The following is a 25,803-nucleotide window of genomic DNA, read 5'->3' as shown; positions in this document are numbered from 1 at the left end:
GCGCATCGATGGGGACGCATCGGGCATCCTGGGGTGATGCGGCTCTCGGCGGTCATCGAGCGCTACCTGGCGCACCTGCGCGACGTCCGGCGGCTGTCACCGGCAACCATCCGTGCGTACCGCGCCGATCTGCGCGACCTCGCCGACATCCTCGACGATCCCGACATCGGCGAGATCACTCGCGAGGATCTGCGCGAGTGGCTCTGGCGCGTCCAGCAGAGCGGGGCCTCCCGGGCGACCCTCGCACGGCGTGCGGCATCGGCGAGGGGACTCTTCGTCTGGGCGGTGGCCGCCGGCGACCTCTCGACCGACCCCGCCGCCCGCCTCGTCACTCCGAAGCGCGGACGGACTCTGCCGACGGTGGCACCCGCCGAGGCGCTCGCCGAGATGCTCGCCGATCTGGGGGCTGCAGCGTCGCAGACGGGCGATCCTCTCGCGCTGCGCGACCACGCGATCCTCGAGCTGCTCTACGGGGCCGGCATCCGCGTCTCGGAACTCTGCGGCCTCGACACCGACGATGTGGATCGCGAGCGGCGCACCGTGCGGGTCTGGGGAAAAGGGGCCAAGGAGCGCGTCGTGCCGTTCGGCATGCCCGCGTCTGAGGCGCTGGAGGCATGGTTCGTGCGGGCGCGCCCCGTGCTCCTCGCGCGGCAGGCTGATCGAGACCGCGGGAGTGCTGCGCTCTTCCTCGGCGCGCGCGGGGCACGGCTCGGTCCGCGGACCGTGTACGACCTCGTGGCACGCACGGTCGGCCCCCTCGTCGGGAGACCCGTCGGTCCGCACGCCCTGCGGCACAGCGCCGCCACCCACCTGCTGGACGGCGGGGCCGACCTCCGCAGCGTCCAGGAGATCCTCGGTCACGAGAGCCTCGGCACCACGCAGATCTACACCCACGTGTCGCACGAACGCCTCACCGCGTCGTACCGTCTGGCTCATCCTCGAGCGTGACCTGCGAACGGCTCAGCAGCAGGGGAGGAGGATCGCGCGCGGCACCCCTCCGAGAAGCAGCATCGGGTTGATGTAGGCGCCGTTTCGGCGCACACCGAAGTGGAGCGTGCCGGGCGCGCTGTGGCCGCCCTCGGACAGGATGGCGACGACGCCCCCGCGATCGACCGCGGTCCCCGGGGGGAGAACGCCCGAGGCGGGTTCCAGCGTGGAGACGAACCCCGCCCCGTGGTCGATCGTGACCACCGGGCGCCCTGCCACCTGTCCGCTGAAGGCGATCACCCCGTCCGCCGGCGCGACGACCTCCACCGACGACGGTGACCCGATCGGGGCGATGTCGATGCCCCGATGGCCTGGCGCATACTGGTGCGCGGGCGCGATGTACGGGCGGACGAGCCGGAACGGCTCCAGAGGCCATCCCCAGGTTCCTGCGAGCGGGATCGAGACATCGTCGGGCGGAGTCGCCGCGCCGACGGGAGGGGGGCCTGCGACCGCGAACGCGAAGCCGAGCACAAGAGCCAGCCGGAATGCCGCCCACCGGTTCGTCTGTGGGGGTCGATCGGACGGTGCGCTCGAGGCCATGAGCGCAAGGCTTGCTCACCCGAGCAGCTGGCGAGTCGTGCTCGTCTGGATCTGTGGACTCCTGACTCGTCTTCGCACGTGGGGAGGAGAGGACGTGGCCGCCATGACGCTGATAGACTTCCCTTCGCACCCCGACATCGGGGTGACTACGCGTGCCCTGAGCGCGCTGCGACGACTTCGGTCCCGCAGCGCGCGGCATCCTTCCCACGGTCTCCCACCCGACATCGTCGCGTGCGAGCGGAAGGCGGTCGGGTACCAGGCAGCACCGGTCGATCGACCGGGAGGAAAACCGAAACGGCGCGAACGCGCCAGAGAAGGAGAACGGCCATGGCCGTCGTTACCATTCGCCAGCTGCTCGACAGCGGCGTGCACTTCGGACACCAGACCCGTCGGTGGAACCCGAAGGTCAAGCGCTTCATCCTCACCGAGCGCAGCGGCATCCACATCATCGACTTGCAGCAGTCGCTGTCGTACATCGACAAGGCGTACGAGTTCGTCAAGGAGACCGTCGCGCACGGCGGGACCGTCCTGTTCGTCGGAACGAAGAAGCAGGCCCAGGAGGTCATCGCCGAGCAGGCGACCCGCGTCGGCCAGCCCTACGTCAACCAGCGCTGGCTCGGCGGACTCCTCACCAACTTCCAGACGGTGTCCAAGCGCCTGGCTCGTATGAAGGAGCTCGAGGAGCTCGACTACGACAACCCGGCAGACAGCGGCTTCACCAAGAAGGAGCTCCTGCTGAAGAAGCGCGAGCTCGACAAGCTGCACAAGTCCCTCGGCGGTATCCGCAACATGGCCAAGACGCCGTCCGCGATCTGGGTCGTGGACGCCAAGCGCGAGCACCTCGCCGTCGATGAGGCCACGAAGCTCGGCATCCCGATCATCGGCATCCTCGACACCAACGCGGACCCCGACGAGTTCCAGTACCCGATCCCCGGCAACGACGACGCCATCCGCTCGGTGTCGCTGTTGACGCGCATCATCGCCGACGCCGCTGCCGAGGGCCTGATCCAGCGTCACCAGCCCGCAGACGCCGACGAGGCCGCCGAGCCGCTCGCCGAGTGGGAGCGTGAACTCCTGGAGCAGGGCAGCACGGTCACGGGTGCCGCCGATGTGTCGGTCGCCGCGACCGAGACCGCTGCCGACGAGGCCGGTGCCGCCGCCGCCGAGGCGGCCGTCGCCGCCGAGACTGCGGAGACCCCCGAGACCGCCGAGGAAGCGGCCGACGCCCCCGAGGTCGCGGCCGACGAGGCCACCGAGAAGTAAGCCGCTGTTCCTCGGGGCGGGGTGGAGACGCCCCGCCCCGAGGAACGCGCATGCACACGACAGCACCCGTCACATAAGGAGCCGCCACCCATGGCAAACTTCACCATCGCTGACATCAAGGCTCTTCGCGAGCAGCTCGGCACCGGAATGGTCGACACCAAGAAGGCCCTCGAGGAGGCCGACGGCGATGTCGAGAAGGCCGTCGAGATCCTGCGCCTGAAGGGCGCGAAGGGCAACGCCAAGCGTGCCGACCGCTCCACGAGCGAGGGCCTCATCGCGGCCCGCGAGCAGGACGGCAAGGTCACCATGATAGAGCTCGCCTGCGAGACCGACTTCGTCGCCAAGAACGACCGCTTCGTCGCTCTGGCCGAGAAGGTCGTCGAGGCCGCTGCGGCCGCCGGTGCCGACTCCGTCGACGCCGCCCTGGCAGCGCCCGCCGGTGCGCAGACGGTCGCCGGTGCGCAGACGGTCGCCGAGCTCATCTCGGACGAGGCCGCGATCATCGGTGAGAAGGTCGAGCTGCGTCGCGTGCGGACGCTCGCCGGTGACAACTTCGAGGTCTACCTGCACAAGACCAACAAGGACCTGCCCCCGCAGGTCGGAGTGGTCCTGGCGTACTCGGGAGATGACGCCGAGACCGCCCGCAGCCTGGCGCAGCACATCTCCTTCGCCAACCCTTCGTACCTCTCCCGCGATGAGGTGCCCGAGGAGGACGTGGAGAAGGAGCGCCAGATCGTCACGGAGATCTCGCGCAACGAGGGCAAGCCCGAGGCGGCTCTGCCCAAGATCGTCGAAGGACGCGTGAACGCCTTCTTCAAGCAGGTGTCGCTTCTGGACCAGGACTACGCCCGCGACAACAAGCTGTCGGTGGCCCAGGTCGCCAAGGACGCAGGTCTGACCCTCACCGGGTTCGCCCGGTTCAAGGTCGGCGCCTGAGATCGCTGCAGGGCCCGCATCGACCCCTCGTCGATGCGGGCCCTTTCTCACGCTTCGATAGTCTGCGTTGGACGAGAGGATGATCCGTGATCGATGAGACGAGCCACCGCCGTCGTGTTCTGCTGAAGCTGTCCGGGGAGGCGTTCGGCGGAGGACAGCTCGGGGTCAATCCCGACATCGTCAGCCAGATCGCCCGCGAGATCGCTGCTGCGGTCGATCGCGTGGAGATCGCCGTCGTCGTCGGCGGCGGCAATTTCTTCCGGGGGGCCGAGCTGAGCCAGCGGGGGATGGACCGGGGCCGGGCCGATTACATGGGCATGCTCGGCACCGTGATGAACGCGCTCGCCCTGCAGGATTTCCTCGAGCAGGCGGGCGCCGCCACGCGCGTCCAGTCGGCGATCTCGATGACTCAGGTCGCCGAGCCGTACATCCCGCGCCGTGCCGAGCGTCACATGGAGAAGGGCCGCGTCGTCATCTTCGGCGCCGGAGCAGGACTGCCGTACTTCTCCACCGACACCGTCGCCGCACAGCGCGCCCTGGAGATCGGAGCGATCGAGGTCCTGGTCGCGAAGAACGGCGTCGACGGCGTCTACACCGCCGACCCGCGGAAGGACGCGACCGCGACCCGCATCGATCGCATCACCTACATCGATGCACTCCAGCGCGGTCTGAAGGTCGTCGACTCGACCGCGTTCAGCCTGTGCATGGACAACGGCATGGACATGCGCGTGTTCGGGATGGAGCCGGAGGGCAACGTCACCCGGGCCCTCCTGGGCGAGTCCATCGGCACCCTGGTGACCGTCTGACGACGGCCCCTCCTCGCCACCACGGTGTGCTGCCCCGGGCTTCCCGGGGTCGCGCACTAGACTTCTGATGAGTTCGGAGAATGGAGTTCCTGTGATCGCCGACGTACTGGCAGATGCCGCTTCCCGCATGGACCGGGCGGTCGAGGCCGCGAAGGAGGACTTCGCGACCGTGCGCACCGGGCGTGCCAACCCGCAGCTGTTCCAGAAGATCATGGTCGACTATTACGGTTCGCCCACGCCGCTTGCCCAGCTCGCCTCGCTGAACAACCCCGAGGCGCGCACGCTCGTGGTCACGCCCTACGACAAGTCGGCGCTGAAGGCCATCGAGCAGGCGATCCGCGACACCCCCAACCTCGGAGCCAACCCCACCAACGACGGCAACCTCGTGCGTGTCACGCTGCCCGAGCTCACTCAGGAGCGGCGCAAAGAGTTCGTCAAGATCGTCCGTGCCAAGGGTGAGGACGCCAAGGTCCACGTCCGCGGCATCCGCCGCAAGGCCAAGGACGACCTCGACGCGCTCAAGAGCGAGGTCGGTGAGGATGAGATCTCCCGCGGTGAGAAGGAGCTCGACGCTCTGACGCGCACGCACGTCGACGCCATCGATGACGCGCTCAAGCGTAAAGAGGCTGAGCTGCTCGAAGTGTGAGCCGGTCATGACAGACACCGCGGGTGGAGAGCGGGGCAGCGACGCCCCTGCGGTTCCCGCGACCCGTCGGGAGGCCGCTGCGGCCCGACGGGCGCCCGTCGCCGGAGAACCCGGATTCCAGACGCATGTGCGCGCTGCCCGAAGCGAACTGGAGACGCAACTCGCGCATGCGCGAGCAGAGTTCGAGGAGGCCAACGCCAGGATCACGCAGCGCACCGGGCGAAACCTCATCCTGGCGATCCTCATCGGCCTGGCGATCGGCGTCGTGGTCCTGGCATCCCTGATCTTCTTCAAGCAGCTGTTCGTGCTGTTCGCGCTGGCTGCCAGCACCCTCGGCACGTTCGAATTCAGCCGCGCCCTGCGCGCGTCAGGTCGCCGAGTCGACATCGTCGCGCAGCTCATCGCGGGAACACTTCTGGTTCTCGCCGGCTTCTTCCTGCAGCCCTGGTTGCACTGGATCGGCGCGTTCGCCGCGGTCTCCCTCGTGGTGGTGTGGCGACTGGTCGCGCAGCTTTTCGCCGACGACGGCCGACCGCATGCACTCGTGCTCGGTGACGTCCTGATCGCCGGCCTCGTCCAGCTCTACGTCCCCTTCTTCGCCAGTCTCTGCGTCGCCCTCCTCGCCCAGGACGGCGGCCAATGGTGGGTTCTCGCCTTCATCATCGTGGCGGTGGTCTCCGACACCGGCGCCTACGTGTCGGGACTCACCCTCGGACGGGGTGGCCGTCACCCGATGGCGCCGCGCATCAGTCCGAAGAAGACGTGGGAGGGATTCGCAGGGGCCGCGGTGGCCGCGGTCATCGCGGGACTCCTGCTGGCGCCGTTGATGCTCGGTCTGCCGGTCTGGACGGGCGTCATCATCGGACTGGTGATCCTCGGCACGGCCACGGCCGGCGATCTCGGCGAATCGATGATCAAGCGCGATCTCGGGATCAAGGACATGAGCTCCTGGCTCCCGGGCCACGGAGGAGTCCTCGACCGTCTGGACTCCATCCTGCCCTCCACGACCGCAGCGCTTGCTCTGTACTACCTGCTCTCGCCCCTCGGAGTCGCATGACCGACCTTCGACCATCAGACACCGGCGCCGCGGGCCGGACGCACGCCCGGGCGGCGTTCCCGATCACCCGTGGCCGCGAGAAGGGCTACGACCGCGGCGCGGTCGACGACTTCCTCCTTCGCGCCCGTGAGTCCTTCGAAGGGCGGACGGCCGATCCCGTCACTTCGTGGGACGTCCGCCACGCCGCGTTCGCTCTGGTGCGGGGCGGTTACGTCATCGACGCCGTCGATTCGGCCCTCGGTCGGATCGAGGATGCCTTCGCCGCGCGAGAGCGCGAAGCCGAGGTGGCTCGACTCGGCGCCGCCGGATGGGTGGGGCGCACCCGCGACCTCGCACAAGAGGTCCTGGACCGGCTGTCGCGCCCGGCGGGCCGGCGCTTCGACCGTGTCGGTGTGCTCGGCTTCGGCTACCGGGTCGATGAAGTGGACCTGGTGGCCGACCGCATCTGCCGTTACCTGGAGTCCGGCCAGACGGTGACGGTCGAGCAGGTCCGCGCGGTCGCCTTCCGCATGCAGCGCGGCGGATACCGTGAGCAGCAGGTCGACGCGGTGCTCGACGCCGTCGTCGAGGTCATGCTCGCAGTGTCGTGACGCCTCGCTCGACGCGCGTGGCGAGACGGGAACCGGGTCGGTAGACTCGGCGGCACTGTGACTCCCGACGGCTCCGTTGCGAACGATCTGCCGGCACCGAACGACGATGCCGGGGCGACGCGCGCCGTCGTTCCGACCCGGAGACGTGACCTCGCCGCTCCCGGTCAGGCGATCACCCGGCGCGCGACGGCACGACGAGCCGCGCCGCGTCCGGCTGCTCGCTGGTCTCGGCGGCGGAGCACCTCGGCGACATTCGCAGCCTTCGCCGCGGTTGCCTTCGCGGCGGCCTGGATCGGTCCCACCGGGGCGGCGTTGTCCAGCGCGAACGCCGAGGAGGTGCCGCCGATCTCGCTGTACGCCAGCACGCTCGGCGACGTGCAGGCGGTGACCGTGGGAACCGAGACCGCCACCGACGCCGAGTCGCCGTCGCTGGATCGCAGCGGCTATACCGTCTACGTCACTCCGACACCCACCCCGACGCCCACACCGACACCCACGACGACGCGGTCGGCCGCGTCGTCGTCCTCCTCGGGGTCGGGAGGCTGGGTGCCGCCCTTCGTCACACCCGATCCCGGAAGCGCCCAAGCGATCGCCTACGACATGGTGATAGCGCGCGGATGGGGCGACGACCAGTTCAGCTGCCTGGTGGCCCTGTGGAACAAGGAATCGGGATGGCGCGTGAACGCGTACAACGCGTCCAGCGGTGCGTACGGCATTCCCCAGTCCCTCCCGGGCAACAAGATGGCCTCGGCCGGCGCCGACTGGGAGACCAACCCCGCCACGCAGATCACCTGGGGCCTGGGCTACATCGCCGGGCGGTACGGCACGCCGTGCGGGGCCTGGGACCACTCGACCCGCACCGGGTGGTACTGACCTGATGCCACGATCGCACCGTCGTCGCCCGGATCACGCGCGCGACGACTCCTTCGAACGGCTGCTCGCCGGCTGGAAGCGCACCGAGGAGCGACGCGGCACGATGTGGACGGTGCAGCCCGTATCCGCAGGACAGGCTGCGAAGTCGTATGTGTGCCCCGGGTGCACGCAGGACATCCCACCGGCGACGGCTCACGTGGTGGTGTGGCGCGCCGACGGCATCCTCGGCGACGCGGCCGCCCTGGCGGACCGCCGCCATTGGCACACGCACTGCTGGAGGATCGGCTGATGGAGATCCGCGGCCCCGTTCTGCTCCCGGCCGGCCGGGAGGACATCGAGCTTCATACCGTCGACGGCCTGACCCTGGTGGGCGAGCTCGCGGTTCCGAAGGACGCGGCGCCGGTGGCCACGCTCGTGACGCTTCATCCGCTCCCGACCGCGGGTGGGTTCATGGATTCCCATATCCTGCGAAAAGCCGCCAGCCGCCTACCCGCGCTGGCCGACCTCGCGGTGCTGAGGTTCAACACCCGGGGGACCACCTCGGCTCGCGGCACGAGCGAGGGGAGCTTCGACGGCGGCCGCAACGAGGCTTTCGACGTCGCCGCGGCGATGGACTTCGTCCGGGAGCGCGGTCTGCCCCGGCCCTGGCTGGTGGGATGGTCGTTCGGCACCGAGCTGGCGCTGAAGTACGGACGCGACCACGACGTCGAGGGCATCATCCTCCTCTCGCCCCCCTTGCACCGTGCGACCGAGGAAGACCTCGCCGGATGGGCTGGGGACCTTCGGCCGGTCATCGCACTCATCCCCGAGTTCGATGACTATCTGCGTCCGGATGCCGCGCAGGAGCGGTTCGCCGCCATTCCGCACGCGACGCTCATCCCCGTCGAGGGGGGAAAGCACCTTTGGGTCGGTGAGAATCAGACGCGCCGCGTCCTGACCGAGATCGTCGCCGTGGTCAACCCCGACGCCCTGCCGCTGCCCGTGGAATGGGACGGTCCTCTGGCAGACCCCGCGTAAGCCGAACGCCGGTCACAGCTCGTTCTGTCGGGGAATGATCACCTGTCGATAGATGATGAGGATGCTGGCCGCGACGGGGATCGCGACGAGAGCACCCAGCAGTCCCAGCAGGGACCCTCCGGCGAGGGCGGCGATGACCACGACGGCCCCCGGGATCGACACCGCACGGTTCATGATGCGGGGGGAGATGATGTACGCCTCGATCTGCATGTAGATGAGGTAGTAGATCGCGGCGACGAGCGCCGTCGTCGGGGAGCCGAGCCCGGGGATCAGACACGTGAGCACGATGATGGCCGATCCGGTCAGGGTGCCCACGAGCGGGATCAGCGAGAAGAAGAAGGCGATGACCGCGAGGACAGCGGGGAAGGGCGCCTGGATGATCGAGAGGAAGATGAAACTCAGGATGCCGTTTGTCACACCCAGGCTCAGCTGACCGATGACGTAGAAGCCCACCGATGCCGTGATCTGCTCGGCGAGGTCGATGAAGCGGGGCCGCTTCGAAGCCGGCACCAGCTGGTAGACGGCCTTCTTGAGGTTCGGAGTGGAGGCGGTGAAGTAGATCGTCAGGATGAGGACGATGAACGCGCCGCCGAACCCGGCGATCACCGCCCCCACGGCTCCGAGGACGCCCTCACCGATCGTGCTGCCGATGGACCCGAGGTCCAGCGAGGTGTACCAGTCCTCGATGTAGCTCCACACCTCGTCCACCCGGATGCCGGGAAAGGTGTCTTGAGCCCAGGTGAGGACACCGCCGATGAACTCCTCCCACGTCATGGTCGAGAAGAGATCCTGGATCGCGGCGATCAACTGCGCGACCTGCGCCACGATGATCGGCACCACCATCAACACGATGCCGGCGAAGATGCCGAGCACGCCGAGGATGGTGATGAGCACGGCCGCCCAGCGGGGGAGCCCTCGTCGCTCCAGCCAGGAGATGATCGGATCGAGCCCCAACGACAGGAACAGTGCCGTACCGACGTAGAGCAGGATCGTGGAGAGAGTCTGAATGCTCGCGATGAGCAGGAGTCCCAGACCCACCCCGAGAGTGGCGACGAGCGCCACGCGGAACGGATTGTGGATCTTCATCGGCGCGCGCCCTCTCTCGGCTGAACCGGCGCATCGACGTCCGGTCTTGTCAGGATACTGATAGCCGGTCGTCACCCCCGGCATCATTCGCTCCCGGGCGACATCCAGGCGCCCTTCGGTAGTCTGGAACGTCGAGTTTTGCGCTCCGCCGCGTCCTGGAGCGGTATCGGAGCGAGGAGAGGTGAGGCATTCGTGCGTTTCGTGTGGGCTGTCGCGGCCTTCGTTCTGGCCGCGCTGATGATCGGCGCGGGCATCGCCCAGCGCACGGTCTTCCAGGGGCCGGACACCGAGACCGCTGCCGTCACCGTCGAGGAGGACACGCCGTACGTCCTGGTCGAGGGCGACGTGCTCAACAGTCGCCCGGGAGCGCAGACTCTCCGCGCCCAGAGTGAGGGAACCATCTTCGCGGCATACGGTCGCACAGCCGACCTTGAGGCCTGGCTCTCTGATACGGCGTACACCCGGGTGACCGTCGGCGAGGAGGGGGCGCTCGAGGCGGAGCAGATCACCCCGAGTCTGGCCGTGTCGGAGGAGCCCGGAGAGGGCTCGACGCCGGCGCCCGAGGAGTCCGCCACCGCGGAGGGGAACGAGGCCGAGACGCCCGCGGCCGCCGCCGCCACCGGCGACGAGGCGGGCGCAGACGATGTCCGCAGCCCGGTGGGCTCGGATCTCTGGCTGGACGAGTTCCAGCAGGAGGATGTGCTCATCGCCCCGCTTCAGCTGCCGGAGGACATGAGCGTGCTCGTCGCCGCGGACGGCGTCGAGCCGGCACCGGCCGACATCACGGTGTCGTGGCCGATCGCCAACGCGACTCCGTGGGCGGGGCCGCTCATCGTCGCCGGCGGTCTCATGATGGCCGTGGGGGTGTTCCTGTACATCCTCGCGATCCGCCACCTGCGACGCTCGCGCGGCCCCCGCCGCAAGGGCCTTCCCGTCCCGGTCACGGAGCCGATCGACCTTGCCGTCGAAGGCAAGCGCAAGGGCGTGATCAGCGCGACCGGTCGACGCGCACTCACCGGGGGGCGCCGCCGCCTCATCGTCGTCCCGGCCGTCGCCGTGTCCGCCCTCCTGTTCGCCGGATGCTCGTCCGAGGCGTGGCCCCAGTTCGCCCCTTCGCCGACGCCCTCACCGTCCGCCTCGGTCATCGTTCCCGAGGGTCAGCAGGCGCCGGCGGTCACGGAAGCCCAGGCGGATCGCATCTGGACGCGGGTGGCCGAGACCGTCGCAGCCGCCGACGAGGCGGCGGACGAGGCTCTGGCCGCCACGCGGCTCGACGGGGCCGTGCTCGCGGCGCGTTCGACCAACTACGCGCTGCGTGCGGCGATCAGCGACTATCCCGCTCCCGCCGCACTGCCGGCCGAGCCGCTGACTCTGGTGTTGCCCCAGGCGTACGACGAGTGGCCGCGTTCGATCGTGGGTGTCGTCGATGACGCCGACTCCAACACCTCGAGCATCATGATGCTCACGCAGCAGGACCAGTGGTCGCCGTACAGGCTGACTTATCTGGCGAGCCTCGAGGCGGCCACCGAGCTTCCGGTCGTGGCGCCGGCGTACATCGGCGCCATTCAGCCGGCGCCGGATTCTCCGTTCCTCCTCCTGCCCCCCGCGCAGCTCGCCGAGGCCTACGCCGACATCTTGAACAGCGGGGAGGAGAGCGAGTACTTCGATCTCTTCGACGTCGCGAGCGACCAGTTCCGCGTGAGCGTGGCCGGAGACCGCCAGAAGCGCCTGGACGAGTTCAACCAGACCGGTGCTTCCACGGGGGAGCTGACCTTCCAGGCCGCACCCGGCGCGTACGAGCCGCTGGCTCTCGCGACGCTGGAAAGCGGTGCGATCGTCGCGGTGAACATCGATGAGATCGACACCGTCAAGCCCACCAACCCCGACGCGGTGATCAAGCTCGAGAACAACCCCACGGTTCGTACGCTCTCGGGTGCCGAACAGTCCTCGACGGGCTTCACCACGACCTACACCGACCAGCTCTTCTTCTACGTGCCCGGCCAGGGGTCGACGGAGAAGATCCGTCTGCTCGGGTACGCATCCGACATCCTCAACGCGAAGGTGATTCCGTGACCGACGTCTCTCCCGGCGCGACGCTGCGTGGCGCCGTCGATCTGTCCTCGCTCCGCAACCGCCCCGCCGCGCCGCCCGCCGGGTCGGCCGGACCGCCTGCCGAGGGTGCTGCACCGGCTCCGTCCGGACGCGTGCCATCCCTCGTCATGGACGTCACGGACGCCACCTTCGGTCAGGTGCTGGAGCTGTCTCGGACGGTTCCGGTCGTCGTGGACCTGTGGGCTGAGTGGTGCGGACCGTGCAAGCAGCTGAGTCCGGCGCTCGAGCGCGTCGTCCGTGAGCTGAACGGTCGGATCGTGCTCGCCAAAGTCGATGTCGACGCCAACCCCCAGCTCGCGCAGGCGTTCCGGGCGCAGTCGATCCCGATGGTCGTGGGCGTCGTCGCGGGTCAGCCTGTGCCGCTGTTCACGGGCGCAGTACCCGAGCAGCAGGTGCGCGAGGTCTTCGCCCAGTTCCTTCAGCTGGCGGCCCAGAACGGGGTCACCGGCACGGTTGCCGCGGATGCCGATGGCGCCGATTCCGACGGCCCCGTCGAGCCGGAGCTTCCGCCGCTTCACGCCGAGGCGGCTGCGGCGATCGAGGCGGGCGACTACGCCACGGCCGTCAGCGCGTACGAGCGCGCTCTGGCCGAGAACCCGCGAGATGCCGACGCGCGCGCCGCACTCGGCCAGGTGCGCCTTCTCCAGCGTGTGCAGGGTCTGGATCTCGTCGCCGCCCGTGGTGCTGCGGCAGCCGCTCCGCGGGATCTCGACGCGCAGTTCGCCGTGGCGGACCTGGATGTCGCGGGCGGCCACGTCGATGACGCCTTCGCGCGCCTGCTGGACCTGTTCTCGGTCCTCTCCGACGACGAGCGCGCACCGGTGCGGGAACGGCTGCTCGAACTGTTCGGCGTGATCGGTGACGCCGACCCCCGCGTCATTCGCGCGCGTGGGCGCCTCGCGTCGCTGCTGTTCTGAGGGACGGGATCTTCCCAACACCCCGGAGGGGGCGGGCTCGCGCCCGCCCCCTCCGGCGTGTCAGCCCCGGGTCGGCGAGGGGATGTGCGCGGGAGTGCGGTGGCGCAGCCAGAGCACGCCGAGTGGGGGGAGGACCATGGTCGCGCGGCCGTTGTCGTCGGCGTGCACGACGCCCATGTTCCCCACGCCCGAGCCGCCGTACTCACCGGCGTCGGAGTTGAGGATCTCCTCCCACACGCCCGCAGCGGGGAGGTCGAGCGTGAACGGCTGAACGGGCACGCCCGAGAAGTTGGCGATCACGGCGACGGTGTTGCCGTGGTGATCGCGACGCGAGAACGCGATGACGTTCGGGTCCCATGACGGCGCCCCCAGGCGATGGAACGCCGAACCGTCGGCATCCCGCGACCACAGGGCGGAGTGGGCACGGTACTGGCGGTTCAGCTGGGCGACGAAGTCCTGCAGCTGCCGGTGCGGGGGCTGCTCCAGCAGCCACCAGTCCAGGCCGCGGGACTCCGACCACTCCGACAGCTGTCCGAACTCCTGGCCCATGAACAGCAGCTGCTTGCCGGGGTGGCCCCACATGTACGCCAGATAGGCACGCATGTTCGCCAGCTTCTGCCAGTGATCGCCCGGCATGCGTTGGAAGAGGCTGCCCTTGCCGTGGACGACCTCGTCGTGGCTGATCGGCAGGATGTAGTTCTCGCTGAACGCGTACACGAACGAGAAGGACATCTCGCCTTCGTGGTGGCTGCGGTACATCGGATCGCGGGCGATGTACTGCAACGAGTCGTTCATCCAGCCCATGTTCCACTTGAAGCCGAAGCCGAGACCGGCGTGGCTGGTGGGCGCGGTCACGCCCGGGAAACTGGTGGACTCCTCGGCGATCATCGAGATACCGGGGTAGCGCCGGTAGGCCGTGGCGTTGACCTCCTGCAGGAACGCGATCGCATCGAGGTTCTCGCGACCGCCGTAGATGTTGGGGAGCCACTCGCCTTCATTGCGCGAGTAGTCGAGGTACAGCATCGAGGCGACGGCGTCGACCCGGAGGCCGTCGACGTGGAACTCCTGCAGCCAGTAGAGCGCGTTGGCGACGAGGAAGTTACGGACCTCACGTCGGCCGTAGTCGAAGATGTAGGTGCCCCAGTCCTTGTGCTCGCCGCGGCGGGGATCGGCGTGCTCGTACAGGGGCTCGCCGTCGAAGCGAGCCAAGGCCCAGTCGTCCTTGGGGAAGTGGCCGGGGACCCAGTCCATGATGACGCCGATGTTCGCCTGGTGCAGGCGGTCGATCAGATACCGCAGATCGTCCGGTGTCCCGAAGCGACCCGTGGGAGCGAAGTACCCGGTGACCTGATAGCCCCAGGAGCCGCCGAAGGGGTGCTCCGCGAGCGGCATGAACTCGACGTGGGTGAACCCCTGGTCGGTGAGGTACTCGATCAGCGGATCCGCGGCGTCCCGGTAGGACAGCCCGGGACGCCACGAGCCGAAGTGGAGCTCGTAGATCGACATCGCGCTCTCCGCGGGCCGGGATGCGGCGCGCTCCTTCATCCACGCGCCATCGCCCCACGAGAAGGATGAGTCCTCGACGATCGACGCCGTGCCGGGAGCGACCTCCGCACGGCGCGCCATCGGATCGGCCTTCATCACCCACGCGCCGTGACGCGAGAGGATCTCGAACTTGTAGCGGACGCCCGCGCCGAGGCCCGGGACGAACAGCTCCCAGACGCCGCTGCCGCCCATCGACCGCATCGAGTGGCCGGTGCCGTCCCAGCTGTTGAAGTCGCCCACCACTCGGACGGCCTGGGCGTTCGGCGCCCACACGGCGAACGATGCCCCGGCGACGCCGTCATGGGTGCGAAGATGCGCGCCCAGAGCGTTCCACAGTTCCTCGTGCCGGCCCTCTCCGACGAGATGAAGGTCGAGGTCGCCGATCGTCGGACCGTGCCGGTAGGGGTCGTCGGCGGTGTACTCCGATCCGTCCGGGTAGGTGGCGGTGATCACGTATCCGGTCGGTCGCGCGGTGAGAACGCCCTCCCAGATGCCGGCATGCCGATGATTCAGCGGCACACGCGTGCCGTCGTCGAACACGGCGACGACGCTGTCGGCCAGCGGCCGACGGGTGCGGACGACCCACCCCCTTCCCTCGGCGCCCAGCGCGTGGATTCCGAGCACCGCGTGCGGATCGTGATGCGCGCCATGGGAGACGGCGTCGAGAAGGCCGGCGTCGAGGGGAGGAGGCGTGGCGGTCATGCGCGGTCCTTTGCGATGTGGAGGATGTGCACGGGTTCGGTGAAGGCGTCGAGGCGCACGAAATTGTGATCCGACCATGTCCAGCGCGCCCCGGTCACGAGGTCCTCGACCTCGAAGGGCTCGCCGGGCGTCACACCCCACACGCGGGTGTCGAGGTGGACCATGGTCTGACGGGTGGAGTGCGGATCGACGTTGACCACCACGAGGATGGTGTCGGATTCGCCGGTGGGCGACAGCGCGGCATCCAGGTGCTTGGAGTAGACCAGGATGGCTTCGTCATCGCTCCAGTGCACGTCGAGGTTGCGCAGCTGTCGGAGCGCCGGGTGCGCGCGCCGGATCTCGTTGAGGCGCCGCAGCCACGGCGCGAGGGACTCGCCGCGGGCCTCGGCGCCGTCCCAGTCGCGGAACTTGTACTCGTACTTCTCGTTGTCGATGTTCTCCTCCGAGCCCGGACGGGCGACGTTCTCGAACAGTTCGTACCCGGCGTAGACACCCCACGTCGGCGACGCCGTGGCGGCGAGCGCGGCGCGGATCCGGTATCCCGGTCGCCCGCCGTACTGCAGGTACTCGGTGAGGATGTCATGGGTGTTGACGAAGAGGTTCGGCCGCATGAAGTCCGACGTCTCATGCGAGATCGAGGTGAAGAACTCCTCCAGCTCCGCCTTGCTGTTGCGCCAGGTGAAGTAGGTGTAGCTCTGCTGGAACCCGGCCATCGCCAAGCCCCGCATCATCGCCGGACGGGTGAAGGCCTCGGAGAGGAAGATGACGTCCGGGTCCGCCTTGTTGACGGTCGCGATCAGCCACTCCCAGAACTGCACCGGCTTGGTGTGCGGATTGTCGACGCGGAAGATCTTGACCCCGAGGCCCACCCAGTGCTGGACCACCCGCAGGATCTCTGCGTAGATCCCGGCCGGATCGTTGTCGAAGTTCGGCGGATAGATGTCCTGGTACTTCTTCGGCGGATTCTCGGCGAAGGCGATCGAGCCGTCGGGGAGGGTGGTGAACCACTCCGGGTGCTCGGTGACCCACGGATGATCCGGAGAAGCGTTCAGCGCGAGGTCGAGAGCGACCTCGAGGCCGTGGCCGCGGGCGGCGTCGACGAAGGCGACGAAGTCCGCCTCCGTACCGAGGTCGGGGTGGATGGCGTCGTGTCCGCCCTCGTGGGACCCGATGGCGTAGGGCGAGCCGGGGTCGCCGGGCTCGGAGGTGAGGCTGTTGTTCCTGCCCTTGCGGTTGGTGGTTCCGATCGGATGGATGGGCGGGAGGTAGATGACGTCGAAGCCCATCCCTGCGACGCCGGGAAGCCGGTCGATCGCGGTTCGCAGCGTTCCGCTGGTGACCGAGCCGTCGTCATTGCGCGTGGCACCCTCGGAGCGCGGGAAGAACTCGTACCAGGATCCGACGCCGGCTCGCTCGCGCTCGACGAGCAGTTCGGCTTCTTCGCCCGCGCTGACGATCGCCGAGGTCGGACGCGCGGCGAACAGCGCCGCGATCTTCTCATCGCGGACGATGTCCAACGCCTGGGCATCGGAGACGTCGGCATCGCGCAACCGCGCGGCGGAGGCGGCCAGCAGCGTGCGTTCGGCCGCGCTCCGGCCCTTCTCGGCGATCGCGGTGTCGAAGAGGCGGGCCCCGGATTCGCGCATCACAAAGGGGTCGAGTCCGGCGGCGAGCTTGATGTCGGCAGCGTGCTGCCACGTGGCGAAATCGTCGCTGAAGGCCTCGAACCGGAAGCGCCACACCCCGGTCTCGAGGGGCGCCACGGTGGTCGTCCAACGGTCGAAGCCGTCGTTGAGAGGGGTGAGCCGGTGGAGGGACTCATCACCTGAGGGGGAGAAGAGCCGCACCTGCACGCCGATCGCGTCGTGTCCTTCGCGGAATGCCGTCACGGTGAAGGGGACGGCATCGCCGACGTAAGCGGACGGCCGATAGCGGCCGCCGGGCACGCTGGGAGAGGGGAGGGTCAGGGGGATGCGCGGCGTCACCGTGGGCGCGGGTGCGGTGGTGGGGCGGACGGCGCGCACCGGGATCGCCGATGCCGAGCGCCAGGGACGGGGGCGGGGGGAACGAGTCGTCGTGGCCACCACTCGAACCTACCGCGCGCCATCGGACGATCGCAGGGCTTGCGCACAGGCCGCAGATCACTCCACGCGGAACAGCCGCATGCTCGTCGGGGGGACATCCAGGTCGTCGCCGGGTGCGAAGACACCCTCGTGCGCGGACGGATTCTCATCGGCGCTGGACCACAGCGAGACGAAGCGGTCGGCCTCCTCGAGTTCGGGAAGGGTGACCGTCGTCGGGCGCTCGACACCGTGGATGACGAGGAGGACCCGGTTGAACGGTTCGTTCTCGGGGGTCGAGGCGGCGACGTACTGGAGCGTCCGGTGGCCGGGGTCGGTCCACCGGTCGGGCGACATGGTCTGACCGTTCTCGTCGTACCACTGCATCACCGAGGCCGAGGGGATCCGCTCGCCCAGACGGGCGAATCGGATGGGACGCAGGGCGGGGTTCTCTCGACGCAGCCGGGTGAGGGCTTGCACGTGGGCGAGAAGATCCTGCTGCCAGGGTGCGTGCTCCCACGACAGCCAGGTCAGCGGCGAGTCGTGGCAGTAGGCGTTGTTGTTGCCCCGCTGGGTGCGACCGAACTCGTCGCCCGCCGTCAGCATCGGGATCCCTGCCGACAGCAGCAGGGTGCCGAGGAGGTTGCGCATCGCGCGGCGGCGGGTGGCGAGGATCCCCTGGTCGTCGGTGCGCCCCTCCGCTCCGTGGTTGAACGAGCGATTCGTGTCGGCACCGTCGCGATTCTGCTCTCCGTTGCCGAGGTTGTGCTTGACGTCGTACGACACCAGGTCGCGGAGGGTGAAGCCGTCGTGCGCGGTGACGAAGTTGACGCTCGCGAGGGGTCCGCGTTCCTCGCTGAACGTGTTGGACGATCCGGCCAGGCGCGTGGCGAAACCGCCGATGCCGACCGGCGACGTCGAGGCCCGTCGGGCGTAGTCGATGTCGCTCAGCCAGAAGTTGCGGACCCGGTCGCGGTAGCGATCGTTCCACTCGTGCCAGCCGGGTGCGAAGTTCCCCGTCTGCCAGCCGCCCATACCGACGTCCCAGGGCTCGACGATCTTCTTCACATCCGCCAGCGCGGGATCGTCGACGATGGCCTGGAGGAGCGGATGATCCGGGGTGAAGGCGTGCCCGGCATCACGTCCGAGGGTCACCGCCAGATCGAAGCGGAAGCCGTCGATCTGCACCTCCCGTGCCCAATACCGGAGGGAATCGAGCACCAGCCGCGCCGCGGCGTCGGTCGCCGTGTTGACGCTGTTTCCACACCCGGTGACGTCGATGTAGGTTCCGTCGTCCTGCTGCCGGTAATACGACCGGTTGTCGATGCCGCGCAGACTCGAGCGGGGGCCGCCGATTCCTTCTTCGGCGGTGTGGTTGTAGACGACGTCGAGAAGCACCTCGATGCCGGCCTCGTGCAGCAGGCGCACCATTCCCTTCACTTCGCGGAGCACCGCTTCGGGGCCCTGCCGCTGAGCCTCCAGAGTGGCGTAGGCGGCATGCGGGCTGAAGAAGTTGACGGTGTTGTAGCCCCAGTAGTTCGAAAGTCCGTGCTGCAGCAGGCGCGGCTCGGGGGCGAAGGCATGGATCGGGAGGAGCTCGACACTGGTCACCCCCAGGCTCAGCAGGTGCTCGATCATCGCGGGGTGGGCGAGTCCCGCATATGTGCCGTGGAGGGCGGCGGGGATCCCCGGGTGACGCTTCGTGAGGCCCTTGACATGTCCCTCGTAGATGACGGTGCGATCCAGCGGGACGCCGGGCTTGGGCACACCGCCCCAGTCGAACCCGCCGTCGATGACGACGCAGCGCCAGTCCTCCAGGCCGCTTCCGACGACTCCGCGCGCATAGGGATCGGTGAGAAGCGTCGCGCTGTTGAAGACGCTGCCGGGGCCGGAGGGACCGTCTACGCGGAGCGCGTACCGGGCGCCCGGGTGCAGCAGCGGGGTGGTCACCGCCCAGACACCACCGCCTTCCGGGACGAGCGAAGCGGTTGCGACGATCCAGTCGATGTCATCGCGGTCGAAGAGGACGAGCTCGATGGCTTCGGCGTGGGCGGACCAGACCCGAAGGGTGCCTCCGGCGGGGCCCTGCCTGACGCCCAGGTCGTCGAGGTGCGGGCTCAGCAGTGAGGCGGAGGGGGAGGTGGGGGCGAGGGGGTCGATGCTGACCATGCGAACTACGATAGTGAGCGCGTGTATCCCGGAGATGACGGCTCGTCCTGACGGGGAGGAAGGTGCTCGGCGATGACGGCGTACCTCGATCACGCGGCGACGAGCCCCCTGCGCCCCGAAGCCCGCGAGGCGTGGATCCGCGCCCACGAGGTCGTCGGCAATCCCTCGTCGATCCACGGCGCCGGTCAGTCCGCGCGTCGCCTCCTCGAGGACGCCCGGGAGCGCCTGGCGGTTCTGCTCGGCGCCGATCCCATCGAGATCGTGTTCACGTCGGGAGGGACCGAGGCGGTCAATCTCGCTCTGAAGGGGTTGTGGTGGGCCCGGTCCGCCGGGGCGGAGGCCATCGTGCTTCCCGACGGCGAGCACCACGCGACCGTGGACGTCGTCGAATGGCTGTCGCGCTTCGCGGGAGCACAGGCGCGGTCCGTGCCGCTCGATGAGATCGGGCGCATCGGGGTGGCGGAGTTCGCCGCCGCCGCGAGAGGGGCGGCTGTGGCGACGGCGCTTGCGGCCAACAACGAGATCGGCACGGTCAACGACATCCCCGCTCTCGCCGCCGCTGCCTCCGCGGCGGGCATCCCGTTCCACGTGGACGCCATCGCCGCCCTCGGGCGCGTGCCGGTCTCCTTCCGCGACTGGCGCGGGTCGGCGACCGGATCCGCCGGCCTGGTGGCCCTCAGCGTCGCCGCGCACAAGGTGGGGGGACCGGTCGGCGTGGGCGCCCTGGTGGTTTCGCGCCACGCGCGCATCGAGCCTCTCCTCCACGGCGGCGGGCAGCAGCGCGGACTCCGGGCCGGTACCCAGGACGTCGCCGGAAGCGTCGCGTTCGCGGCCGCGCTGGACGCCGCCGAGGCCGAGCGCGAGCGGGAGCAGGAGCGTCTGGGCGGACTGTCGGACCGTCTGATCCGCGGCATCCGGGAGACGGTGACCGGCGCCGAGGTCCTCGGCCCGCTCGCGCACGGATCGACGGCGCGTCTCGCGGGCAATGTCCACGTGCTGTTCCCGGGGGCCGCGGGGGAGACGCTGCTGTTCCTCCTGGATCAGGCGGGGATCGCGGTGTCGACCGGGTCGGCCTGCCAGGCGGGGGTCGCCGAGCCGTCCCACGTCGTCCTCGCGCTGGGCCGGACCCCGGCCGAGGCGCGACAGGTGCTGCGATTCTCGCTGGGGCGGACGAGTACGCCGTCGGACGTCGACGCGGTGCTCCGGCATCTGCCGGAGGCCGTCCGACGCGCGCGTGCGGCATCCGGACTCCGTCCAGCGACCCCTTCGTAAACTGGACGGATGCGAGTACTGGCGGCGATGAGCGGCGGCGTGGATTCGGCCGTCGCGGCGGCCCGCATGGTCGATGCGGGTCACGACGTCGTCGGCGTGCACCTGGCGCTCTCGCGGGCGGGGGGCACTCTGCGCACCGGCAGCCGGGGATGCTGCACCATCGAGGATGCGATGGATGCGCGTCGCGCTGCGGATGTTCTCGGGTTCCCGTTCTACGTGTGGGACTTCTCCGAACGCTTCCGGGACGACGTGATCGAGGACTTCGTGACCGAGTACCGGGCCGGTCGCACCCCGAACCCGTGCATGCGGTGCAACGAGCGCATCAAGTTCGCCGCGCTGCTCGAGCGGGCCGTCGAGCTCGGGTTCGACGCGGTGTGCACGGGGCACTACGCGCGCATCGTGGACACCGCCGCGGGGCGCGAGCTGCACCGGGCGTCGGATGCCGCCAAGGATCAGTCCTACGTGCTCGGAGTCCTCACTCCCGACCAGCTCGCGCATTCGCTCTTCCCCCTGGGAGACACCCCGTCCAAGGCCGTGGTGCGGGCCGAGGCGGAGCGCCGCGGTCTGACCGTGGCGAACAAGCCCGACAGCTTCGACATCTGCTTCATCCCCGACGGCGACACCCGCGGCTGGCTCGCCGAGCGCGTCGGTGCGACCCCCGGCGACATCGTCGACCGCGCCGGCGACGTCGTCGGCCGGCACGACGGCGCCCACGCCTACACGGTCGGGCAGCGCCGTGGACTGGCGCTCGGTGTCCCGGCTGCAGACGGCAAGCCCCGCTTCGTCCTCGAGGTCCGGCCCGTCTCCAACACCGTCGTGGTCGGTCCGAAAGAGGCGCTGGCCACCGCGCGCATCGCCGGCGATCGGTTCAGCTGGACCACGCAGCCGCCGGCGGTCGGACTGTTCTCGTGCCACGTCCAGATCCGCGCTCACGCCGAGCCGGTGCCGGCGGAGGGACGGTTCGACGGCAGTGAGATCGAGATTACCCCGGACCAGCCGTTCGATGGCGTCGCCCCCGGACAGACCGCCGTCCTCTACGAGGGCACCCGGGTCATCGGGCAGTTCACCATCGCGCGTACGGTGTCGGCGGCTCCCGTCGAGACGGTCGTCTCCTGAACGGGCTCCGCTTCGGTGTCGGAGGCACTGCCTAGACTGACGGCGTGACAGACGCGGTGAGAAGCTCGGCAGACCCCCTCCGTGTCGCTGAGGATCAGGTGTCGATGACGCCGGCGGCGGCACGGGCGCGGGCCGACGAGCTGACCGATCGCATCCTCCGCGCGCGCGACGCCTACTACGGCGAGGAAGCCCAGATCGTCGACGATGCCACGTACGACGCATGGATGCACGAGTTGGAGCAGATCGAGCGGCTCCACCCCGAGCTCCAGGGTCAGGATTCCCCCACGCAGAGCGTCGGTGCAGCGTCGGCGACCCTCTTCGCGCCTGTCACCCACGCCGAACGCATGCTGAGTCTGGACAATGTGTTCAGCGAAGAGGAGTTCCTCGCCTGGACGACGCGCGTCGAGCGCGACGCCGCACGCGGTGTCCGCTACCTCTGCGAGCTGAAGATCGATGGTCTCGCGCTGTCGCTCCGGTACGAACGGGGCCGACTCACCACCGCAGCGACCCGGGGCGACGGACGTGTCGGCGAGGATGTCACCGAGAACGTGCGCCGCATCGGCACGATTCCGGCCGTGCTCGCCGGCAGCGGGCATCCAGACCTCGTCGAGGTGCGCGGCGAGGTGTTCTTCACCGTCGCCGACTTCACCGCGCTCAACGCGTTCCAGCAGGCGCAGGGCGATCGCCTCTTCGCCAACCCCCGCAATGCGGCATCGGGATCGCTGCGCCAGAAGGCCGAGGGGAAGTCCGAACGACAGCTGCGGGCCATGACGGAGCGACTGAGCCGACTGCGGATGACGGTTCACGGCATCGGTGCGTGGGCCGACCCGCCGGTGGCCGCGCAGAGCGAGGTCTACCGCCTGCTGAAGGGCTGGGGGCTCCCCGTGAGCCGGTACTTCCGGGTGGCCGACGATGCCGGGGAGGCCGCCGAGTTCATCCGGCACTACGGCGAACACCGCCACGACGTGGAACACGAGATCGACGGGGTCGTGGTCAAGGTCGACGACCTCGCGCTCCACGACGAGCTGGGTGCCACCAGCCGCGCACCGCGCTGGGCCATCGCATACAAGTACCCTCCCGAACAGGTGAACACCACGCTGCTCGACATCGTGGTGTCGGTCGGCCGCACCGGTCGTGCGACGCCCTTCGCCGTGATGGCGCCGGCACAGGTCGCCGGCTCGGTCGTTCGCCAGGCGACGCTGCACAACCAGGACGTCGTGAAGGCGAAGGGCGTGCTGATCGGTGACACCGTCGTTCTCCGCAAGGCGGGGGACGTCATCCCCGAGGTGCTCGGGCCGGTCGTGGAGCTGCGCGACGGCAGCGAGCGGGAGTTCGTCATGCCGCACCGGTGCCCCGAATGCGGTTCGCCGCTCGCCCCCGCCAAGGAGGGCGACATCGATCTGCGCTGCCCGAACGCACGATCCTGCCCCGCGCAGGTGAGGGGACGTGTCGAGCACATCGGGTCACGGGGAGCCCTCGATATCGAGGGGCTGGGGGAGGTGTCGGCGGCCGCGCTGACGCAGCCCGTCCGCCCCGAGATCCCCCCGCTGGTCACCGAGGCCGGTCTGTTCGATCTCACCGCCGCCGATCTCTTCCCGATCGACGTCGTGGTGCGCGATGCCGAGACGGGGCTGCCGCGTCTCCTGGAAGACGGCACGGCGGACACCCGCTCACCCTTCCGCCGTCAGCGCAAGAAGTCCGACCCGCCCTTCGACCCCGACGGCGAATTCGACGGCGACGCCGTCCACATCGTCTCGCGAGCAGCCCAGGAGCTCCTGGCCAATCTGGAACGCGCCAAGACCAAGGAGCTGTGGCGGTTTCTCGTCGCCCTCAGCATCCGCCACGTCGGTCCCGTCGCGGCGCGCGCCCTGGCGCAGTGGTTCGGTTCGATACGCGCGATCCGGGACGCGTCGCGCGACGACCTCGCCGCCGTCGACGGCGTCGGCGGGATCATCGCCGATGCGGTGACGGAATGGTTCGCCGTCGACTGGCACCGCGAGATCGTCGAGCGGTGGGAGGCGGCCGGTGCGCAGCTGGCGACCCCGGGTCATCCTGGTCCGGGGGCCGCAGCCATCGCCGGCGGCGTCCTCGACGGTGTCACCGTCGTCGCCACCGGAACCCTCGAGGGCTACACCCGGGAGGGCGCCCAAGAGGCGATCCTGCGCGCCGGGGGGAAGGCGGCGTCGTCGGTGTCGAAGAAGACCGACTTCGTTGCGGCCGGCCCAGGGGCCGGGTCGAAGCTGGCGAAGGCGGAAGAGCTCGGCCTTCGGGTCATCGACGCCGCGCAGTTCCACCTGCTCGTGACCGAAGGACCCTCCGCCCTCGCGGACGCGGACGACTCCTCGTCGTGATCAGTCGGCGTCTGCCCGGCCCGCATCCATCGTCTCGAGAAGCCGCGCCCGCACCTGACGTCGCTGCACCTTGCCGATCAGCGAACGCGGCAGCTCCTCGACGACGAGCACCCGGCGCGGCACTTTGTATGCCGTGAGGATCCCGCGCGCGAAGCCTCTGACCTCCTCCGGATCCAGCGGATCGGTGCCCGACACGACGACCGCGGCGACGACATCCTCGCCCGAGTGAGTCGAGGGGAGACCGACCACTGCTGCGTCGCTCACCCGGGGATGCTGGCGCAGGGCGTTCTCGACTTCGGTGGGCGCCACGTTGAAACCACCCGTGATGATGAGCTCTTTGATCCGGTCGACGATCCTGACGAAGCCCTCGTCGTCGATCGTGACGATGTCACCGGTGCGGAACCAGCCGTCGACGAACACCTGCTCGGTCTCCTCCGGGCGCCCGTGGTAGCCGTCGAACACCTGCGGTCCCCGCACGACGAGCTCCCCGGGCGCGCCCTGCGGCACATCGGTGCGAGGGTCATCGGGATCCACCACCCGGCACTCGGTGCCCGGCAGAGGAAGGCCGACGGTCCCGGGCTTGCGGTGGGTCGCCACGGGGTTGGCCATGAGGACCGGAGAGCACTCGCTGAGTCCGTAGCCTTCGACGAGGTAGCCACCGCTGGCCCGCTCGAAGGGCACGACCAGTTCGTGGGGGAGGGCCATCGCGCCCGAGATGGCGACCTGCGTCCCCTCCAGAGAAACCCCGGCGGCCTCGGCGGATGCGAGCAGCCGTTCGGCGATGGGGGGAACGAGGGGGAGGAAGGTCGCGGGCCGCTTCTTCGTCACCGCCAGCACGAGGTCGGGATCGAAGCGGGGGAACAGAACGAGCCGGGCGGCCATCGACATGGCGAAGGTGAGGCACAGCGTGAGACCGTACGCGTGGAACATCGGGAGGACGGCGTACACGACGCATCCCTCTCCGCGCCTGATCTCCGGCACCCAGGAGCGGGCCTGCGCGGCGTTGGCGAGAAGGTTGCGGTGGGTCAGTCGCACGCCCTTGGGCGAGCCGGTCGTGCCGCTGGTGTACTGCAGGATCGCGAGATCGTCGGTGTCGGGACCTGCGTGCTCGGGGGCGAGCGGGCCGTCGGCGGTCAGGTCCTCCCACCGTTGCACCGACGCCGCGCGCCGAGCGAGCGGGGAGTCCAGTGCCATCCGCGCCTCACGGGCTCGCGCGACCGGAAGCCGCAGGGCGACGCGGGTGCGCCACGGCATGGCGCGACGGATCTCGACCGACACCAGGGTCTGGATCCCGAGATCGTCGGGGAACGCGCGAACGGTGTCGACGACCTTGCTCCAGACGATCGCGTGACGAGCTCCGTGATCCTGGAACTGGGTGCGCAGCTCCCGTGCGGTGTAGAGCGGGTTGTGTTCCACGACCACCGCACCGAGCCGGAGGACGGCGTAGAAGGCGACGATGTGCTGCGGACAGTTCGGCAGCACGATCGCCACCGCATCGCCCGCTTTCACCCCGCGCCGTCGCAATCCTTCGGCGGCGGCGATGATCTGCGCGTGAAGCTGGCGGTAGGTCGTCTCTCGTCCGAAGAACTCCAGCGCCGGCGCATCGGGATTCTCACGCGCCGCGGTGTCGATGATGTCGACGAGCGACCCCGTTACCTCGGGGAGGTCCGAGGGAACCCCCTCGGCGTAGCTGGCGATCCACGGACGGGGCGGGTCGTACGTCGTCACGCCCGACACTCTACGACGCTGCGCAGGCAC

The 25,803-nt window shown here is 69.4% G+C and carries 21 protein-coding genes; 15 read left to right on the top strand and 6 right to left on the bottom strand.

Annotation, left to right across the window (positions count from 1 at the left end):
• Positions 1-36 precede the first annotated feature (36 nt).
• Positions 37-948, top strand: coding sequence for a tyrosine recombinase XerC (locus DT073_RS10880; protein WP_124293407.1), 912 nt, complete (start codon positions 37-39; stop codon positions 946-948).
• A 12-nt stretch (positions 949-960) separates the two neighbouring features.
• On the opposite strand, the gene DT073_RS10875 is transcribed toward DT073_RS10880, so the two are convergent.
• Positions 961-1,527, bottom strand: coding sequence for a murein hydrolase activator EnvC family protein (locus DT073_RS10875; RefSeq protein WP_124293406.1), 567 nt, complete (start codon positions 1,525-1,527; stop codon positions 961-963).
• Between the two features lie 327 nt (positions 1,528-1,854).
• On the opposite strand from DT073_RS10875, the gene rpsB reads away from it, so the two are divergent.
• From rpsB to DT073_RS10830, 9 genes are all read left to right on the top strand, one after another.
• Positions 1,855-2,790 carry a 30S ribosomal protein S2 gene (gene rpsB, locus DT073_RS10870; protein WP_124293405.1) on the top strand — a complete coding sequence of 312 codons (936 nt, stop codon included), beginning with the start codon at positions 1,855-1,857 and terminating at the stop codon, positions 2,788-2,790.
• 90 nt (positions 2,791-2,880) lie between these two features.
• Complete coding sequence (gene tsf, locus DT073_RS10865; protein ID WP_124293404.1) at positions 2,881-3,726, top strand: translation elongation factor Ts; 846 nt, start codon at positions 2,881-2,883, stop codon at positions 3,724-3,726.
• A gap of 86 nt (positions 3,727-3,812) precedes the next feature.
• Positions 3,813-4,532, top strand: a complete 720-nt coding sequence (gene pyrH / locus DT073_RS10860; protein ID WP_124293403.1) for a UMP kinase — start codon at positions 3,813-3,815, stop codon at positions 4,530-4,532.
• A 91-nt stretch (positions 4,533-4,623) separates the two neighbouring features.
• Positions 4,624-5,178, top strand: a complete 555-nt coding sequence (frr, locus tag DT073_RS10855) for a ribosome recycling factor (protein WP_124293402.1) — start codon at positions 4,624-4,626, stop codon at positions 5,176-5,178.
• Between the two features lie 7 nt (positions 5,179-5,185).
• Positions 5,186-6,235, top strand: coding sequence for a phosphatidate cytidylyltransferase (locus DT073_RS10850; RefSeq protein WP_124293401.1), 1,050 nt, complete (start codon positions 5,186-5,188; stop codon positions 6,233-6,235).
• The gene (locus DT073_RS10845) at positions 6,232-6,825 is read left to right on the top strand and encodes a DivIVA domain-containing protein (protein WP_124293400.1); all 594 of its coding nucleotides are present in this window, start codon (positions 6,232-6,234) and stop codon (positions 6,823-6,825) included. Before DT073_RS10850 ends, DT073_RS10845 begins: the two co-directional genes overlap by 4 nt.
• 171 nt (positions 6,826-6,996) lie before the next feature.
• A complete protein-coding gene (locus tag DT073_RS10840) occupies positions 6,997-7,698 on the top strand; it encodes an aggregation-promoting factor C-terminal-like domain-containing protein (protein ID WP_205783124.1) in 702 nt (233 codons plus the stop codon).
• Between the two features lie 4 nt (positions 7,699-7,702).
• The gene (locus DT073_RS10835) at positions 7,703-7,987 is read left to right on the top strand and encodes an Rv1322 family protein (protein WP_124293399.1); all 285 of its coding nucleotides are present in this window, start codon (positions 7,703-7,705) and stop codon (positions 7,985-7,987) included.
• Positions 7,987-8,715, top strand: a complete 729-nt coding sequence (locus DT073_RS10830) for an alpha/beta hydrolase (protein WP_124293398.1) — start codon at positions 7,987-7,989, stop codon at positions 8,713-8,715. Before DT073_RS10835 ends, DT073_RS10830 begins: the two co-directional genes overlap by 1 nt.
• Before the next feature lie 12 nt (positions 8,716-8,727).
• Here the strand turns inward: DT073_RS10830 and DT073_RS10825 are convergent, their stop codons facing one another.
• A complete protein-coding gene (locus DT073_RS10825) occupies positions 8,728-9,801 on the bottom strand; it encodes an AI-2E family transporter (RefSeq protein ID WP_124293397.1) in 1,074 nt (357 codons plus the stop codon).
• 192 nt (positions 9,802-9,993) lie between these two features.
• Here DT073_RS10825 and DT073_RS10820 point away from each other — a divergent pair, with 192 nt between their 5' ends.
• Both DT073_RS10820 and DT073_RS10815 read left to right on the top strand, forming a co-directional pair.
• Complete coding sequence (locus DT073_RS10820; protein ID WP_124293396.1) at positions 9,994-11,874, top strand: DUF8094 domain-containing protein; 1,881 nt, start codon at positions 9,994-9,996, stop codon at positions 11,872-11,874.
• Positions 11,871-12,830, top strand: a complete 960-nt coding sequence (locus DT073_RS10815) for a tetratricopeptide repeat protein (RefSeq protein ID WP_124293395.1) — start codon at positions 11,871-11,873, stop codon at positions 12,828-12,830. Before DT073_RS10820 ends, DT073_RS10815 begins: the two co-directional genes overlap by 4 nt.
• 60 nt (positions 12,831-12,890) lie before the next feature.
• Here DT073_RS10815 and glgB read toward each other — a convergent pair whose 3' ends face one another.
• The 3 genes from glgB to glgX are packed head-to-tail and all read right to left on the bottom strand — an operon-like array spanning position 12,891 to position 19,306.
• A complete protein-coding gene (glgB, locus tag DT073_RS10810; protein ID WP_124293394.1) occupies positions 12,891-15,077 on the bottom strand; it encodes a 1,4-alpha-glucan branching protein GlgB in 2,187 nt (728 codons plus the stop codon).
• A complete protein-coding gene (locus tag DT073_RS10805; protein ID WP_205782927.1) occupies positions 15,074-17,161 on the bottom strand; it encodes an alpha-1,4-glucan--maltose-1-phosphate maltosyltransferase in 2,088 nt (695 codons plus the stop codon). The genes glgB and DT073_RS10805 overlap by 4 nt, the downstream gene beginning before the upstream one ends.
• A 57-nt stretch (positions 17,162-17,218) precedes the next feature.
• Positions 17,219-19,306, bottom strand: coding sequence for a glycogen debranching protein GlgX (gene glgX / locus DT073_RS10800; protein ID WP_124293393.1), 2,088 nt, complete (start codon positions 19,304-19,306; stop codon positions 17,219-17,221).
• 72 nt (positions 19,307-19,378) lie between these two features.
• Here glgX and DT073_RS10795 point away from each other — a divergent pair, with 72 nt between their 5' ends.
• From DT073_RS10795 to ligA, 3 genes are all read left to right on the top strand, one after another.
• A complete protein-coding gene (locus tag DT073_RS10795; protein ID WP_124293392.1) occupies positions 19,379-20,578 on the top strand; it encodes a cysteine desulfurase family protein in 1,200 nt (399 codons plus the stop codon).
• A 9-nt stretch (positions 20,579-20,587) separates the two neighbouring features.
• Positions 20,588-21,694 (top strand): tRNA 2-thiouridine(34) synthase MnmA, encoded by a 1,107-nt coding sequence (gene mnmA / locus DT073_RS10790; RefSeq protein WP_124293391.1) that lies wholly within the window; start codon positions 20,588-20,590, stop codon positions 21,692-21,694.
• A 104-nt stretch (positions 21,695-21,798) separates the two neighbouring features.
• On the top strand, positions 21,799-24,045 hold the full coding sequence (gene ligA / locus DT073_RS10785) for an NAD-dependent DNA ligase LigA (protein WP_124294473.1): 2,247 nt from the start codon (positions 21,799-21,801) through the stop codon (positions 24,043-24,045).
• Here the strand turns inward: ligA and DT073_RS10780 are convergent, their stop codons facing one another.
• Positions 24,046-25,773, bottom strand: coding sequence for a long-chain-fatty-acid--CoA ligase (locus DT073_RS10780; RefSeq protein WP_124293390.1), 1,728 nt, complete (start codon positions 25,771-25,773; stop codon positions 24,046-24,048).
• Between the last annotated feature and the right edge of the window lie 30 nt (positions 25,774-25,803).

Source organism: Microbacterium sp. ABRD28, assembly GCF_003850245.1.
GTDB lineage: Bacteria > Actinomycetota > Actinomycetes > Actinomycetales > Microbacteriaceae > Microbacterium.
This window is presented reverse-complemented; position numbering and strand designations above follow the sequence as displayed.

Bases quoted from the DNA above. Each gene is read 5' to 3' on its own strand.
- rpsB (WP_124293405.1), top strand. From the start codon at position 1,855: ATGGCCGTCGTTACCATTCGCCAGCTGCTCGACAGCGGCGTGCACTTC.
- DT073_RS10845 (WP_124293400.1), top strand. From the start codon at position 6,232: ATGACCGACCTTCGACCATCAGACACCGGCGCCGCGGGCCGGACGCAC.
- DT073_RS10875 (WP_124293406.1), bottom strand. From the start codon at position 1,527: ATGGCCTCGAGCGCACCGTCCGATCGACCCCCACAGACGAACCGGTGG.
- tsf (WP_124293404.1), top strand. From the start codon at position 2,881: ATGGCAAACTTCACCATCGCTGACATCAAGGCTCTTCGCGAGCAGCTC.
- DT073_RS10825 (WP_124293397.1), bottom strand. From the start codon at position 9,801: ATGAAGATCCACAATCCGTTCCGCGTGGCGCTCGTCGCCACTCTCGGG.
- DT073_RS10850 (WP_124293401.1), top strand. From the start codon at position 5,186: ATGACAGACACCGCGGGTGGAGAGCGGGGCAGCGACGCCCCTGCGGTT.
- DT073_RS10830 (WP_124293398.1), top strand. From the start codon at position 7,987: ATGGAGATCCGCGGCCCCGTTCTGCTCCCGGCCGGCCGGGAGGACATC.
- mnmA (WP_124293391.1), top strand. From the start codon at position 20,588: ATGCGAGTACTGGCGGCGATGAGCGGCGGCGTGGATTCGGCCGTCGCG.
- ligA (WP_124294473.1), top strand. From the start codon at position 21,799: ATGACGCCGGCGGCGGCACGGGCGCGGGCCGACGAGCTGACCGATCGC.
- glgX (WP_124293393.1), bottom strand. From the start codon at position 19,306: ATGGTCAGCATCGACCCCCTCGCCCCCACCTCCCCCTCCGCCTCACTG.
- DT073_RS10835 (WP_124293399.1), top strand. From the start codon at position 7,703: ATGCCACGATCGCACCGTCGTCGCCCGGATCACGCGCGCGACGACTCC.
- DT073_RS10795 (WP_124293392.1), top strand. From the start codon at position 19,379: ATGACGGCGTACCTCGATCACGCGGCGACGAGCCCCCTGCGCCCCGAA.
- DT073_RS10880 (WP_124293407.1), top strand. From the start codon at position 37: ATGCGGCTCTCGGCGGTCATCGAGCGCTACCTGGCGCACCTGCGCGAC.
- glgB (WP_124293394.1), bottom strand. From the start codon at position 15,077: ATGACCGCCACGCCTCCTCCCCTCGACGCCGGCCTTCTCGACGCCGTC.